At 41.3% G+C, this 14,283-nt stretch carries 13 protein-coding genes; 9 read left to right on the top strand and 4 right to left on the bottom strand.

Annotation, left to right across the window (positions count from 1 at the left end; genetic code table 11):
* The first annotated feature begins 62 nt into the window (after positions 1-62).
* The 5 genes from nagA (at position 63) to QZ407_RS09055 (ending at position 6,548) form a co-directional block, all read left to right on the top strand.
* The gene (gene nagA / locus QZ407_RS09075) at positions 63-1,196 is read left to right on the top strand and encodes an N-acetylglucosamine-6-phosphate deacetylase (RefSeq protein ID WP_295769994.1); all 1,134 of its coding nucleotides are present in this window, start codon (positions 63-65) and stop codon (positions 1,194-1,196) included.
* A 16-nt stretch (positions 1,197-1,212) separates the two neighbouring features.
* On the top strand, positions 1,213-1,917 hold the full coding sequence (gene pyrH / locus QZ407_RS09070; RefSeq protein WP_157542420.1) for a UMP kinase: 705 nt from the start codon (positions 1,213-1,215) through the stop codon (positions 1,915-1,917).
* A gap of 130 nt (positions 1,918-2,047) precedes the next feature.
* On the top strand, positions 2,048-2,611 hold the full coding sequence (gene frr / locus QZ407_RS09065) for a ribosome recycling factor (protein ID WP_295769989.1): 564 nt from the start codon (positions 2,048-2,050) through the stop codon (positions 2,609-2,611).
* 158 nt (positions 2,612-2,769) lie between these two features.
* Positions 2,770-4,527: an ABC transporter ATP-binding protein gene (locus QZ407_RS09060; RefSeq protein WP_295769987.1), complete on the top strand. Its 1,758-nt coding sequence runs from the start codon at positions 2,770-2,772 to the stop codon at positions 4,525-4,527.
* A gap of 236 nt (positions 4,528-4,763) precedes the next feature.
* On the top strand, positions 4,764-6,548 hold the full coding sequence (locus tag QZ407_RS09055) for an ABC transporter ATP-binding protein (protein WP_295769985.1): 1,785 nt from the start codon (positions 4,764-4,766) through the stop codon (positions 6,546-6,548).
* Between the two features lie 25 nt (positions 6,549-6,573).
* On the opposite strand, the gene QZ407_RS09050 is transcribed toward QZ407_RS09055, so the two are convergent.
* Together QZ407_RS09050 and dapF are read right to left on the bottom strand one after the other, a co-directional pair.
* Complete coding sequence (locus tag QZ407_RS09050) at positions 6,574-6,957, bottom strand: hypothetical protein (RefSeq protein ID WP_295769983.1); 384 nt, start codon at positions 6,955-6,957, stop codon at positions 6,574-6,576.
* A gap of 33 nt (positions 6,958-6,990) precedes the next feature.
* Complete coding sequence (gene dapF / locus QZ407_RS09045; RefSeq protein ID WP_295769980.1) at positions 6,991-7,815, bottom strand: diaminopimelate epimerase; 825 nt, start codon at positions 7,813-7,815, stop codon at positions 6,991-6,993.
* Between the two features lie 183 nt (positions 7,816-7,998).
* Here dapF and QZ407_RS09040 point away from each other — a divergent pair, with 183 nt between their 5' ends.
* The 3 genes from QZ407_RS09040 (at position 7,999) to QZ407_RS09030 (ending at position 11,866) form a co-directional block, all read left to right on the top strand.
* Positions 7,999-9,555, top strand: coding sequence for a Do family serine endopeptidase (locus QZ407_RS09040; RefSeq protein WP_295769978.1), 1,557 nt, complete (start codon positions 7,999-8,001; stop codon positions 9,553-9,555).
* A gap of 201 nt (positions 9,556-9,756) precedes the next feature.
* Positions 9,757-10,746, top strand: a complete 990-nt coding sequence (locus tag QZ407_RS09035; protein WP_295769975.1) for a lysylphosphatidylglycerol synthase domain-containing protein — start codon at positions 9,757-9,759, stop codon at positions 10,744-10,746.
* Entirely contained in the window at positions 10,730-11,866 is a 1,137-nt protein-coding gene (locus QZ407_RS09030) for a glycosyltransferase (RefSeq protein WP_295769973.1), read from the top strand. The genes QZ407_RS09035 and QZ407_RS09030 overlap by 17 nt, the downstream gene beginning before the upstream one ends.
* A 13-nt stretch (positions 11,867-11,879) precedes the next feature.
* On the opposite strand, the gene QZ407_RS09025 is transcribed toward QZ407_RS09030, so the two are convergent.
* Together QZ407_RS09025 and QZ407_RS09020 are read right to left on the bottom strand one after the other, a co-directional pair.
* A complete protein-coding gene (locus QZ407_RS09025; RefSeq protein WP_295769970.1) occupies positions 11,880-12,416 on the bottom strand; it encodes a DUF4199 domain-containing protein in 537 nt (178 codons plus the stop codon).
* A gap of 156 nt (positions 12,417-12,572) precedes the next feature.
* Entirely contained in the window at positions 12,573-13,043 is a 471-nt protein-coding gene (locus QZ407_RS09020) for a LuxR C-terminal-related transcriptional regulator (RefSeq protein WP_295769968.1), read from the bottom strand.
* 97 nt (positions 13,044-13,140) lie between these two features.
* On the opposite strand from QZ407_RS09020, the gene dinB reads away from it, so the two are divergent.
* Entirely contained in the window at positions 13,141-14,244 is a 1,104-nt protein-coding gene (gene dinB / locus QZ407_RS09015) for a DNA polymerase IV (RefSeq protein ID WP_295769966.1), read from the top strand.
* Positions 14,245-14,283 lie beyond the last annotated feature (39 nt).

Below are 14,283 nucleotides of genomic sequence, written 5' to 3'. Positions count from 1 at the left end.
TTATATTATCCCCGCCTTTTTTAAAGGCGGGGATTTTTTTTGCCTATACATTTTTATAACCTATGTTAACAGCACTTTACAATACTCAAATTGTATCTGCCGGGGCAGTTTGCCGGGGCCATGCTGTTATTGTTTTAGGTGATCAAATAGTTGAGATAGTTTCAGAAAGCAATATTCCGGCCGGCGCGCAAAAAATCGATCTTAATGGTGCGTATGTAGCGCCGGGACTTATTGATTTGCAAATTTACGGGGCGGGAAACAGCCTGTTTGGCAGCTTTCCATCTGTAGCCGCTTTGCAGGATATGGAAAACACCCTGCTTAATGAAGGTTGTACCGGTTTTTTTGCAACAGTAGCTACCAACAGTACCAATGTTGTTCTTGATGCAATTGAGGCCGCAAAACAATGGCGCCCGCAAAGCAATGGTAACTTTTTAGGCTTGCACCTCGAAGGACCGTACATTAACCCTAAGCGTAAAGGTGCACACCCCGAAGAATATATAAAAAAATCAACTCTGGCAGAAATTGAAGGTTGGGTTAACCTGGCCGAGGGCGAAATAAAAATGATAACCCTGGCACCTGAACTGCAGGATGAAGAGGTAATTAATTACCTTAATGCACAAGGCATTATTCTTTCCTCCGGACATAGTAATGCTACTTACCGGCAGGCCAAACGGTTTTTAAACAAAACTATAAACGCGGTTACACATTTATATAATGCCATGCCGCCTATACATCACCGTGAACCGGGCATAATACCCGCTATTTTTGAAGAGCGCCCCTACACCAGCATTGTGGCCGACGGTATACATGTTGATTACGCCATGATACGGCTGGCAAAGCGCGAATTAGGTGATAAGTTATTTTTTATAACTGATGCAGTAACCGAAGCTAAAACAGGCACCTATCAGCACATACGCCAGGGCAACAAATACACTATGCCCGATGGAACACTTTCCGGCTCGGCATTAACCATGCTTAAAGCCGTACAAAACGGTGTTGAGCATGCGGGTTTTGAACTGGCCGAAGCGGTGAACATGGCGTCGCTTTACCCGGCGCAGTTAGCAGGCCTGGCAACTAAAGGAAAAGTTGAAGCCGGATATGACGCAGATTTAATTATTTTTGACGCAGAATTTAATACGGCGTTTACAATTTATAAAGGTAAAGTACACCAAAAAAACAATCAACCACTCATATAAAAAACCAATCATCTGCATGAAATACGACAGAATTTTGCTGAAGCTTAGTGGCGAATCATTAATGGGTGAGCGCCAGTATGGTATTGACAATAACCGCGTGCTGCAATATGCGCATGACATAAAAAGCGTGGTTGATGCCGGCATACAGGTAGCCATAGTAGTAGGCGGAGGCAACATTTTCAGAGGCTTAAGTGCCGAAAAATCGGGCATGGAGCGTGCTCAGGCCGATTACATGGGCATGTTAGCCACCGTAATTAATTGTATGGCTCTACAAAGTGCGCTTGAAGGCATTGGTGTTGATACCCGCCTTCAATCGGCCATTAAAATGGAGCAAATATGCGAGCCTTACATTCGCCGCAGAGCAATGGCGCATTTAGAAAGTGGTAAAGTGGTAATTTTTGGTGCCGGTACAGGTAATCCTTATTTTACAACTGATACTGCAGCATCATTGCGTGCAATTGAAATTAAAGCTGATGTAGTACTGAAAGGCACACGTGTTGACGGTATTTATACCGCTGATCCGGAAAAAGACCCTTCAGCAACACGTTATGATGAGGTTACTTTTCAGGAAGTATATGCAAAAGGCCTTAACGTAATGGACATGACTGCATTTACCCTGTGCCAGGAAAACAACTTGCCAATTATTGTATTTGACATGAACCGTGAAGGCAATTTTATGAAAATTGCACAAGGCGAACCGGTAGGAACTATAGTAAAATAACATCAGAGACAGAAACCTGTAGGTAAAAGCTAAGAAGGAATATATGAATTTAAGACTTAAAAAGTCTTGACTCTTGGTTCTTGGCTCTTGACTCTAATTTTCTACCTTTGCATACTTAAAAAATTCAACAATGAGCGAACTCATTAAAAAACAACTGAATGATGCAAAAGCTTTAATGGAAAAAGCTATTGTGCATGCAGATAGCGAGTTATCAAAAATACGTGCCGGAAAAGCTAATCCTGCAATGTTAGACGGCATTACCGTTGATTACTATGGCACTCCAACCCCTTTAGCACAGGTAGGCAGCGTTAATACGCCTGATGCCCGTACTTTGGTTATACAGCCATGGGAAAAAACTTTGTTAGTGCCAATTGAAAAAGCTATCAAAGAATCTTCGTTAGGCCTTAACCCGCAAAACGATGGTACCATTATCCGCATTAATGTACCTCCTTTAACAGAAGAGCGTCGTCGTGATTTGGTTAAAAAGTTAAAAGGCGAAGCTGAAAACGGAAAAGTTGCAATTCGTAACATTCGTAAAGACATCAATGATAAAATCAAAAAATTGAAATCAGACGGTGTATCGGAAGATGAAATCAAGACTGGCGAAGGCGAAGTACAAAAATTGGTTGACAGCTACATTATAAAAGTAGATCAGTTAGCTGACGCTAAAGAAAAAGATATTATGACCGTTTAAAACACGAATTTTTTGTGCGTAGCATTAAAAGTTTGCTGTACAGAAAATAATACCTTGCCCTTGGCAAACGAGGCTGGAAAATACGGTTGTTAAACCAAAGTCAAATTAAAGGGAATGGCCTAACGGCATCATTCCCTTTTCTATTTTTGCAGCATATCATGAAATTGCTGTTATCCTATCTTTCCAAATATCGCGGGGTGGTATTTGTAGCTTTGCTGCTTGCCGCCTTTAACATTGGTTTTTCACTTCTCGATCCGCTTATTACCGGCCGCATTGTAGATAATTTTATTGAAAAGCGCAAAACACTTACCGAGCATGATTTTACCTGGGGAGTGCTTGGTGCTGTAGGTTTGGCAGTAGGTGCGGCAATGGTATCGCGCATTGCAAAAAATTTTCAGGATTACTTTACCAGTATCATTGTGCAAAAAGTTGGTGCCGATATGTATGCCGACGGGTTAAAACACTCGCTTGAACTACCCTACCAGGTATTTGAAGACCAGCGTAGCGGCGAAACGTTAGGCATATTACAAAAGGTACGCCTTGATAGCGAAAAATTCATCACCTCTTTCATCAGCGTATTATTTGTGAGCTTGGTGGGTATGGTGTTTGTAATTGTGTACTCGGTTAGTGTGAGCTACAAAGTTACACTGGTTTATTTTGCGGCTATACCTATTATAGCATTTATGAGTACCGCACTCAGCAAACGAATTAAGAATATACAACGTACCATCGTAGCCGAAACCACGGCCCTGGCAGGTTCAACAACCGAATCGTTACGCAATATTGAACTGGTAAAAAGTCTTGGACTGGTAAACCAGGAAATTGAACGCTTGAATAAAACCACTTACAAAATATTGGATCTGGAGCTGAAAAAAGTTAAGTATGTACGCAGTATGAGCTTTGTGCAGGGCACTACAGTTAACCTGGTACGTAGCGTAATGGTAGTAATACTGCTATTGCTTATTTTTAAAGGAAATATATCTCCCGGCAATTACTTCACTTTCCTTTTTTATTCATTTTTCCTGTTCAATCCTTTGCAGGAATTGGGAAATGTTATACTGGCATGGCGCGAGTCACAAATATCTCTGGGCAATTTTGAACGCATCCTTAATACTCCGGTCGATATCAAACCCGAAAAGCCGGTAATGCTTGAAAAAATTAAAGATCTTGAATTTAGTAACGTGAGCTTTAAGCATTTGACGGCTAACCGTAACGCGCTTAATCATATTGGCTTCGATGTTAAAACAGGTAATACCATTGCATTTGTAGGTCCATCGGGCTCGGGTAAAACAACGCTGGTGAAACTACTTGTTGGGTTGTACCAACCTTTGGAAGGTGATGTGCTATATAACGGCGTGCCAAGTAAAGAGATAGACCTTGACCGTTTGCGGGAAAAAATTGGCTTCGTTACACAAGACACACAACTCTTTTCAGGAACAATAAGAGAGAACCTGCAGTTTGTTCGCCCGGGAGCAACGGATGAGGAATGTATGCATGTGCTACACCGGGCAGCCTGCCAGGGATTGCTTGCCCGGGCCGATAAAGGCTTGGATACCGTTATTGGCGAAGGTGGGGTGAAAGTATCAGGCGGAGAAAAACAGCGTCTTTCAATAGCTCGTGCTTTACTACGCCGCCCGGATATTTTGGTATTTGATGAGGCTACATCGGCGCTTGATTCTCTTACCGAAGAGGAAATCACGGAAACTATTAAAGATGTTTCCGAGCACCAGGACCATATAACTATATTAATTGCACACCGCTTGAGCACAATTATGCACGCTGATAGAATTTATGTGCTCGAGAAAGGTAACATCATTGAACAGGGGAAACACATGGAGCTGTTAACGCAAAAGGGGTTGTACTATGCCATGTGGAGACAGCAGATAGGCGAAAAGTTTAATAATGATAATGCTTGATACTGTAAGAATTTTCAAACACCTGTAGTCAAATTCTTACAACTATAGTGTTTCTTATTAAATTTTAATTTTTACGGATACTCAAACAATGACACAACATAGTTGTGTATAATTTTCATTTTTTGAATTATTGGAAGCCATTTTTTAATTATTTCAAAAAATAGGTTTAATTATAAGTATATCCTCATTAAGGGCGTTGTTATTGTTATATATTTTGCAATAACACTCAGCCTTATATGAAAATTCTGCTCTCGTATCTAAAAAAACATAAAGGGGCAGTGGCCATGGCGTTACTCATGACGGCATTGAACCAGTGCTTTGCGTTGGTTGAGCCATTGATTACCGGAAAACTCTTTGACGACTATATAAGCAAAAAAGACCTCTACACTCGCCACGATTTCATTGCCGGCGTTTTATGGCTTATAACCCTGGCTGCTATTGCAGCCTTGTTTTCACGCATAGCTAATAACTTTCAGGACTACTACACGGTAACAATAGCTCAAAAATCTGCTGCTGAGGTTTATGCCGATGGTATGAAGCATGCATTGGCTATGCCCTACCATGAGCATCAGGATCAGCGCAGCGGCGAAAAGCTGGGCATGCTGCAACGTATACGCAGTGACATTGAGAATCTTATAAAGGCAAGTATCAATGTATCATTCATGACCTTGTTTGGTATCATATTCATTGCGGTATACTCGTTTACCATAAGCTACAAGGTTACGCTGGTATTTTTTATTGCTGTACCCATTATTACATGGTTAAGCTGGACACTGTCGCGCAAAATAAAGGTTATACACCGCGCCATTGTGCTTAAAACATCGGTATTGGCAGGTCGTACCACAGAATCACTACGTAACATTGAACTGGTAAAAAGCCATGGTTTAGCAAACGAGGAAATTGAACGCCTCAATAAAACCACATTTAAGATTTTAACACTCGAAATTGCAAAAACTAAATTGCTACGTGTATTAAGCTTTGTGCAAGGCACAACGGTTAACGTTGTACGCAGTAGTATGGTAGTTGTATTATTGGTACTTATTTTTGATAAAGAAATAACCGGTGGCCAGTACTTCAGCTTTTTGTTGTATGCTTATTTCCTGTTTGGACCACTGCAGGAGTTTGGTCATATGTCACTAACGTGGCGCGAGGCACAAATATCGTTATCAAACTTTGAACGCATTATGAGCCGCCCGCTTGAAACCATACCCGAAGACCCGGCAGATATAACGCATATTAACCAGGTAGCTTTCAATCAGGTTAAATTCAAGTATAATGGCACTAAGCGTTATGCACTCAATGATGTATCTTTTTATGCTAATAAAGGCGAAACGGTGGCATTTGTTGGACCATCGGGTTCGGGCAAGTCAACGCTTATTAAACTCCTTATAGGCTTATATAAGCCGGTTAGCGGCGATATTTTGTACAATGGCACCGAAAGCGACCGCTTCCACCTGGATGCACTGCGTCGCAGGCTGGGCTTTGTAACGCAAGACACTCAGCTATTTTCAGGAACCATAAAGGACAACTTGACTTTTGTAAAGCCCGATGCAACTGATGAAGAATGTTTAGCTGCATTAAACAAAGCTGCCTGCCAAGCTATGCTTGCCCGGGCCGATAATGGCATTCATACACTTATTGGCGAAAGTGGAGTTAAAATATCGGGCGGTGAAAAGCAGCGCTTATCTATTGCCCGCGCACTGTTGCGCCATCCGGACATTTTATTATTTGATGAGGCTACATCTGCGCTTGACTCCATTACTGAAGAAGAAATAAGTAAAACAGTACAGCATATATCATCACTTAAAAGCCGTATAACACTTATTATAGCCCACAGGTTGAGCACCATTATGCATGCCGACCGAATTTACGTGCTTGAAAATGGTAATGTGGTTGAAATTGGAAACCATCAGCAATTGGTAACCGAGAAAGGATTGTATTGGGCTATGTGGCGGCAGCAATCGGGCGAGCGCCGCTTACAGGAAGAACTTGATGCTTATACTGAAAGCGAAGAGGTTTAATTAAATACAACGAGCACGGGTTGATTTACTCGTGCTCGTTACCTTCAAAAATATAGCCTTCCACATCGCTTGCTAACACATAGTCATTATCATCGGCCGATATACCGTCATATCCATCCTCACTTTCATCCGGATCGAGCGATAAATATACCTTGCTTCCAATGTGATAAAACTTGCATGAATCAACCTCATAAGGTTCTGCAGCCGGGTTACCATCAAAGCCGTTTTTAAATACGTTGCGAAATACCAGCATCACATCGGCATCAGTAAAGGCTAACTCAAACATTAAACTTACTGCAGGCTCGCCGTCAACCTCATGCTCTTTAAACTGTTTTAAAGTCGAATTGAGTAAGGTAAGATCATTAACAAGATAATTGATAATATCTGAGTTATGGCCAATGAATTTCATATGTATAATATTTATGATGCTGAGTAAACTCATTTATACAGTTTGCTCAGCAGCTTTGTATTCTGCCAAATCGCCAACTTCTACCTCGCCTTCAAACACTTTAACCGCAGGACCTTCTAAAAAAATGTTGGTAAACCTAATGCCGTCATAATTAAAATGCAGGTTCAGGTTTCCGCCTAATACTTTAATAGGTGTGCTGATGGTGCCGGTTTGCTTATTTTCTTTTGCCATGGCCAGTGCAACAGCAGTTACCCCGGTACCGCAAGCATAAGTTTCATCTTCAACTCCACGCTCATACGTGCGTACAAAGTACCCTTCATCCAGGGGTTGCACAAAATTTACGTTAATCCCCTTTGATAAATACGTTGGATTGTTGCGTATAGCACGGCCTTCAGTAAACACGTCTTTATATTCCAAATCATTCACCAACTGTACATAATGCGGCGACCCGGTGTTCATTACGTATGCTTCATTGTCGCGGGTTACATGTTCTACATCAATCATTTGCAAACTAACCCAATCGCCGGATGCTGAAATTTTGGCATAATGCGGGCCATCAACTGCCAAAAAGTTGGTTTCATTTTCTATTACACCTAAAAACTTGGCAAAAGCTACTATACAACGTCCTCCGTTGCCGCACATGCTACTTGGCTGACCGTCGGCATTATAGTAAACCATTTCAAAATCGTAACCTTCCTGCTTTTGCAAAAACATCATCCCATCACCGCCGATACCGAACCTCCTGTCACATAAGGTACTGATTAACTTTGGATTGCGATGATTTACCCGACCTTCACGGTTATCGACTAAAATAAAATCGTTACCGGCACCTTGATATTTATAAAAATTAAGCTTCATTTACGTTTATTATTAAACAGGCCAACAAACCTAAACACCGTAAAACCTGCGCCAGCCCGACTTTAACATTTTTTAACAAAAATGGCAATAACTTCTTATTGTTCCTATCGTCTTAATGGTATTAAATTTGAACGGTGTTGATAAACCCAATCAACAATAAAGAATTAAAACATAAAAAGAAATATGAGAAAAGTTGGTTTAACCCTATTGACCGCATTTGTTGGCGGTGCAATGGCGCTGGGTACCTACAAGGTATTCGAAAAAGACCCTCAGGAAGGATTAACTTTTGAGGAACGCCAGAAAGTATATTTTGCAAATAACCGTCCTGCATCAAACGTAGTATCATCTGCAGGCGATGTTGATTTTACCCAGGCTGCAGCCGCAGTAACGCCGGCAGTGGTTTACATACGTACCACTTACTCGCCGCAACAGGGCCGCAGTGGTGGCGGTAATGATCCGTTTGAGGACATGTTTGGTGATTTTTTTGGTCAGCGTGTTCAACCGCAACGCGCTCAGCCGCAACGTGCATCAGGTTCGGGAGTAATTATTAGTACCGATGGCTACATTGTTACTAATAACCACGTAGTAGCAAATGCCAGCAAGGTTGAGGTAACTACTAATGACCACCGTACGTTACAAGCAAAAGTAATTGGTACTGACCCTAACACCGATTTGGCACTTATAAAAGTAACTGGCACAAACCTGCCTATTGTTAAATTAGGTAATTCAGATGATGTACGTGTTGGCGAATGGGTTTTAGCTGTAGGCAACCCGTTTAACCTTAACTCTACCGTTACAGCCGGTATTGTTAGTGCCAAAGGCCGTAACATAGGCATACTTGGCCGCGAAGAAGAGGAGCAAAATCCGTTTGGACGCAGCCGTTACCAGCAACAGCCTCAACAGCCACGTTTAAACAAGGCAATTGAGTCATTTATTCAAACTGATGCGGCAATTAACCCGGGTAACAGTGGCGGTGCGTTGGTAAACACTAAAGGCGAACTTATTGGCATCAACTCGGCCATCGCATCACACACCGGCTCATACGAAGGCTACGGCTTTGCTGTACCGGTTAACTTAGCTAAAAAGGTATTAAATGACCTTGAAAAATATGGCTCGGTTAAACGTGGTTATATTGGCGTAAGCTTTACAGAGCTTAACCCTGATGTTGCCACCGAACTTAAAACTAAAACCACAAACGGTTTATATGTAAATGAACTGGTTGATGGTGGCGCAGCAGAGGCAGCAGGCCTGCAAAAAGGTGACATCATTACCAAAGTTGAAGGTAACACTGTTTACGAATCATCAGACTTGCAGGAACGTGTTGGCCGCTTACAACCTGGTGATAAAATACGTATAACTGTATTGCGTGCAGGTGCCGAAAAGAACTTTACAATTACTTTGAAAGGCGAGCCTACTGCTAACACCAATAAAACGGCAATGAGCAAATCGGCCGAGGAGCTTTACAACAAATTAGGTGCAAGCTTCCAGCCATTAACATCAGCTCAAAAATCTAAGTTCCGCTTAAATTCGGGCGTTGTAGTAACACAGGTACGTCGCGGTGGTTTCTTTGAAAATTATGATATTCCTGTTGGTTCAATCATCACCGGTATAAACGGTATGGCTATTAACAGTGTTCAGGATATTGACAAAGCCATCACTAACCTTAAAAACGGACAAATGGTTATTGAAGGTTATTCTTCAGATGGATCACGTTTCCGTAACAGCTTTGATGTAAGATAATTAAGCTATATCAAAAGTAAAGCCCGGCAAAATGCCGGGCTTTTTTTATTTTTTTAAAACACAAATCAAACGTTTGTGTTTAAGCATTTTGGTTATTCAATTTAAGGCTTCACTTATTATAACCATAGCTAATCCACATTATTAACATAAATTTAAAGGGCGGGCGTAATGCTTGCCCTTTTTTAATAACATTGTACAAAATTGTTAAGCGTTCAAATTGTGACGGGGCAAACCAAAAAGTGGATTTCATGGGCAATTAAGGCCATACTAGTGGCACTTACCTTTGTATTTATTTACAGAAGGTTAAGTAACAGCGAAGGACTCAAGCACTTTACCGATATTATTACACAGGTTAACCGCTCGGCAGCCATAACTGTAGTTGGCGTAATAGCGGCACTTATGCTGTTAAATTACCTGTTGGAAGCCATGAAGTGGAAATACTTAACGCATAAGTGGGCGCCAATATCTTTGTGGCAATCTATCGAATCTATCTTCTGCGGACTATCACTAGCCATATTTACGCCTAACAGGTGGGGCGAATTTGGCGGACGCGTGATGTTTTTACCACCACGCAGGCGTGTACACGGTGTATTTGCAATGGCTGTAGGCACGTTTGGGCAATTAGTGGTAACGTGCGTAGCTGGTTCGGCGGCTTTACTTTGGTTTGTATATTACTTTTTACACATAAACCAATGGGTATACATTGCTATGCTCACTACGGGTATTGGCTTCATTGTACTCATGTTAATTTTCTATTTCAATGTGCGTTGGGTGGTGTTCTTACTTAACAGCATTCCATTCCTAAAAAAGTACCACCGCTTTTTTGATGTGATGAAACGCTACCGTTTTAATGAGCTTATGCACGTTATGGGTTATTGCGTGGCCAGGTTTGCAACCTATTCGTTTCAGTATTATCTCATCATGCACTTGTTACTGCCCGAGATTCCGATGTTCAAAATATTATTGCTTACGTTTGTGTTCTTCTTTATCCAGTCGGTTTTACCAACTATTGATATTGTTGACATTGGTGTGCGCAGCGCAACCGCCGATAAATTATTTGAATACGTAACCCAGCAGCATATTGCTGTAATGGCAGCAGTAGCATTAATTTGGTTTACCAACCTCATTGTTCCGGCTATACTAGGGTCTGTATTTGTTTTAAAATTGAAGTTTTTTGATAACAACTTATAACATCATCATTTTACTGCTTACAGGTTTATACCTTGTAGTACTTGTTTATTTAATGAAAGGCTGGGCTGCTTTACGCAAACCCAAAAAGCTAATACCCGCAAATCAATTAAGCACCAAAGTTAGTTTGCTTATTGCCGCCCGTAACGAAGAAGCAAACATACGGGCTACCATTGAAGATGTATTAGCCCAGGATTATCCTAAACATCTGCTCGAGATAATTATTATTGATGATCACTCTACAGACAGCACTGCAGATATTATCAAAAGCTATGCTCCGCAAGGCATTAAGCTTTTACAGCTCAACGAAACCGAAAAACTTAACTCATACAAGAAAAAAGCTATAGCAACGGCCATAAGCCAGTCAACCGGTGATTTGATTGTAGCAACTGATGCTGATTGCAGTATGGGCAACAAGTGGCTAAGCAGCGTTGTATCATATTACGAAAGCTATGATTGGGTGATGATATCATCACCGGTAACTTACTTTAAAGAAAAGAGCCTTTTTGAGCGCCTGCAAACGCTTGAATTTTCATATCTTATTGGTATTGGGGCTGCCTTCATTGGTAACGGCAGAGCATCAACCTGTAATGGGGCCAATTTCGCTTACCGTAAAGATGTATTTTACGAGGTGGGCGGCTTCAGGGGTATTGATGACCTGGCCTCGGGCGATGACGAACTTTTACTTCAAAAAGTTGCTGAACGTTACCCTGGCCGTATAGGCTTTTTAAAGCAACCGGATGCCATTGTATATACTGAAGCTAAGCCCACCCTCACCGAATTTATGCAACAACGGCGCAGATGGGCTTCAAAGTCAACACGTTATAAAGATAAAAATGTTGTAGCCTTAGCCGTTGGTATATGGCTGTTTAACCTTAGCTTACTGATTAACGCTGTAGGTGGCTTTTTTAACTTTTACCTTTGGCAGGTTTTTGTCTCTCAAATGCTTTTTAAGTATACGTTTGAAGCTGCTTTTCTTTTACCTATCATGTCGTTCTTTAAGCGCCAAAATCTTATGCTTTTGCTAATTATGCTTTCGCCTGTACACATACTTTACTTTGTGTACGTTGGGCTAATGGGCAACACAAGTAAATACCGCTGGAAAGACCGTATAGTTAAATAAAAGCCAGTACATTTTATATTGCAACCTGCCCCGGTTGTGCCTTACGCTTAAGCAAAAGTGCAGTAGCAACGGTCACTACAAATGCTACAGGCAAAGGTTCAAGATAGGTCATGAGCATTAAACCAAGCGGATTACTGTAAATCTTTTTCCAGTCTTCCATCTCCGCTATTTTTTTATTCAATTCAACCTGGGTTAACCCACTTTCTCGCGCTTGCTTCAGTTCATGCGCTGTAAACTTCTCCATAAAGTCGGGCACAAAAACGTAGTATTCAATCATCCAAACAACTACGTAAAAGGTACAGCCAATTAGGGTAATAAGGCCGGCAATTTTAAAGGCCTGTAAGAAGGTGATGGTGCCATTGTTAAATTTATCCCTGTAGTTTCTAACGCCTACATAAGCAAATGAAAAGGCAATAAGCATACCTGTGTAGCCAAGCAGCATGCTGCTTTCAAACTTAGCGCTCCTGTAGCAAGCAATGGTAGATGCTACCATAAACGAGGCTGCAATAATGCCGGCAATTACACCAAAGGTCCAGATGGTTTTTTTCATGATTATATTATTTGAATGCCCGAAATTCAATCAAAAGCGGCTAACAGGCTTCATACTTTAGGGTGATTTTGAAATTTGTGCCGTTATATCATCCTTTACAAGTACAATTTAATTGTTAATATTCAGTGCAGGCACCAGGCAAATGATACCAATTATCTATTTGAGAATCCCCATGCGCTTTGCCTTGTCAACCGCCTGGGTACGACGCTTAACATCCAGCTTTTCAAACAACCGTGCCGAATGCGTTTTTACGGTGTTGAGTGATACAAATAACCTGCCCGCAATTTCAAGGTTGCTTAGTCCCTCTGCCATCAATTCCAATACTTCAAGTTCGCGACGGCTCATATTTGTTTGCTGTAATGCTTCATAGTTGACTACAAAGTTTTCATTGCTGACATATATTGGCTTTTCAACAATAACGGTTTTCTCTTTGGGCTGGGCCAGCTTAAGAGCAAGCCAAATACCTAAACCGGTAAATATAACGGCTATTAAACCGGCATAAATTTCAAACGAATGCCCGATGATGATGAATTTTAACTCAAGCCACTTGAGTACAAAAAGCATTACGGCCATGGCCAGGCCGTAAACAATACTTTGCTTGTGTGTTTTAATAAACTTGCTTATCATCAGTTAGGGTTGATTAGTTATTTAAAATTATAAAGTTTTAAGCTTGAAAGGAAAAGAAAATAGCACCAAACTTAAGTCGTAATTATATTTGCCAAACATGTCAACAGCTGCTCCATCATACCGTAAAATTATCCATATTGATATGGATGCATTTTACGCATCGGTTGAACAGCGCGATAACCTTGAATATCGTAACAAGCCAATTGCCGTTGGCGGTATGCCCCAAGGGCGGGGCGGTGTGGTGGCAACGGCAAGTTACGAGGCACGTAAGTTTGGTGTCAAGTCGGCCATGCCGTCCAAAAAAGCCATACAATTATGCCCTGATGTAATCTTTGTACGTCCACGTTTTAATGTTTACAAGGAAGTATCAAGGCAGATACGTGAGATATTTTCGCGGTATACGGATTTGATCGAACCTTTGTCGCTAGATGAGGCTTACCTCGATGTAACTGAAGACAAATTGGGCATTGGTTCGGCCATTGAGGTAGCAACCCAAATTAAGCAGTCTATTTTTGAGGAATTACAGCTTACAGCATCGGCAGGCGTATCAATAAATAAGTTTGTGGCTAAAATAGCTTCTGACATTAATAAGCCAAACGGCTTAAAGTTTATAGGCCCATCGTCAATTGAAGCTTTTATGGAACAGCTGCCGGTTGAAAAGTTTTTCGGGGTGGGTAAGGTAACTGCTCAAAAAATGAAAAACATGGGCCTGCACACCGGCGCCGATTTAAAAAAACTGACCGAAGCGGAAATGACCAAAAGGTTTGGAAAGCCCGGTAAGTTTTATTACCAAATTGTTAGGGGTATTGATGACCGGCCCGTACAACCCCACCGTGAAACAAAATCAATGGGTGCCGAAGATACTTTTGCTTATGACCTTACAGCATTGGATGAAATGGAGACGGAGTTAGACAAGATTGCGCAAACCGTTGCCGACCGGCTTGAAAAGTATGGGCTTAAAGGCCGAACCGTAACACTTAAAGTTAAATACAGCAGCTTTAAACAAATCACCCGCAATCAATCATTCGTTCAACCTGTGGGCGATGCCGGTATACTTGCGCAAACAGCCAAACAGTTACTTGCCGCAACAGATATTAACGATGTAAAGATACGCTTGTTGGGTATTTCGGTATCAAACTTTGGTCCTTTAGTTACAAAAACCAAGGTTGAAGAATCAACAGATCAGTTAAAGTTGTTTTAAAATGTGGAATGGCTGCTTTAAACTATTCAATGAAAGCAA

This window comes from uncultured Mucilaginibacter sp. (genome assembly GCF_913773635.1).
Classification (GTDB): domain Bacteria; phylum Bacteroidota; class Bacteroidia; order Sphingobacteriales; family Sphingobacteriaceae; genus Mucilaginibacter.
The sequence above is the reverse complement of the archived record's forward strand: the minus strand, read 5'-3'. Positions and strand labels throughout refer to the sequence as shown.